Consider the following 1494-nt stretch of genomic DNA (forward strand, 5'->3'; position numbering starts at 1 on the left):
GGATGCGAGGGGCGAGGGGATCCCGGCGGGACCGGACGGTTCGCCGCCCGCACCGGCGGTCGCGGGGCGCGGGGACGCGGGTCGGGTACCGGCACCGGCCGCCCCGACGGCCTTCGCCGCGGCGAGCCCGCTGCGGACCGCCCCCTCCATGGTGGCGGGCCACCCGGTGGCCGTCCACGCGCCGGCGAGGAACAGACCCGGCAGGGCGGTGACGGGACCGGGCCGCAGCCGCCGGGTACCCGGGGCGGGGTCGAAGGTCGCGGTGCGCTCCCGGGTGACGAAGAGGTCCCGCACCCGGGCCGTCCGCGCGGCGGGGAGCGCCCGGGCGAGCGCCTCCAGGTAACGCTCCCGCAGTTCGGCGACCGGCAGGTCGATCTCCTCCCCCGCCGCCGACTGGGAGAGGACCAGGTACTGGCTCGCGCCGGCGTCGGGCAGATCGGCCAGGCCGGAGGCGACCGTGCGGTCGAAGACCCACTGCACCGGGGAGTTGAGCATCGCCAGGAACGGCTCGCGCAGCACCGGCCGGTCGTAGATCACGTGCACGTCGAGAATCGGGGCCGTGCCCAGTTCCGCGAGGCGATCGGGATCGGCCAGCGCGCCGGCCGGCAGCAGCGCGCGGGTGGCGTCCTGCGGCAGGGCCAGCACCACGGCGTCGGCGCCGATCCCGTCCCCCGGGCCGTCGGGGGCGCCGGTCGCGGCCGGTCCTCCGGCGGGACGCAGGTCCGCCCACCAGCCGCCGTCGGGCGACCGGCGCACGCCGCGCACCCGGGTGCGCGTCAGCACCCGGACCCCGGCGCGTTCCAGGGCCCGCCCGGCCCGGTGGTGGTGGATCTCCCCCAGCGGGACCTCCGGCAGGCCGATGTCGGCGGCCCCGGCCTCGCTCAGCAGACCGGTGCGGAAGACCATCGCGGCCAGGGCGAGCGAGACCTCGTCGGCGCGGGCGTTGAGGGTGGCCACCCCCACCAGGTCCCACAGCGCCGCCACGGCGGCGGCGCCGGCCCCGTGCTTGCGCAGCCAGGAACCGAAGGAGAGGCGGTCCGCCTCGGGGTCCTCCGGGTCCAGTCGGCGCAGCGCGACCGCGGCGCGGACCACCGAGGCCCGGTCGGCGACCGACAGGTGCGGATAGCGGGCCAGGGCCCCGGCCAGGTGCAGGGGGGCGGGCAGCCCGGAACGGCGCAGCCGGCCGAGCCGGCCGGTGCGGACGTCGAGCACCGGCACGTCCAGTCGGGGTTGAAGGGGCGCCAGGTGTTCGGCCCCGACCCGGCGCAGGAAACCCCGGTAGGCGGTGCAGCAGCGCAGGTAGACGTGCTGACCGTTGTCCACGGTCAGCGGTCCGGGCTCCCGGTCCCGGGTGAAGGAGAAGGCCAGGCCGCCCAGCCGGGGGCGGGACTCCACCAGGGTGACGGGGCGTCCCCGGTCGGCGAGGGCGAGGGCGGCGGTGATCCCCGCCAGCCCTCCGCCGACCACCAGGACGTGCCCGGGGCGGATACCCCC

Annotated in this window: 1 protein-coding gene; it reads right to left on the bottom strand. The window is 78.3% G+C overall.

What is annotated here, in order from left to right; all coding sequences use genetic code 11:
* Positions 1-1470, bottom strand: a 1470-nt coding sequence (gene hpnE / locus FNQ90_RS22855; RefSeq protein WP_194432802.1) for a hydroxysqualene dehydroxylase HpnE, incomplete at its 3' end; no start/stop codon positions are given.
* Positions 1471-1494 lie beyond the last annotated feature (24 nt).

It is taken from the genome of Streptomyces alkaliphilus, from assembly GCF_014141535.1.
GTDB lineage: Bacteria > Actinomycetota > Actinomycetes > Streptomycetales > Streptomycetaceae > Streptomyces > Streptomyces alkaliphilus.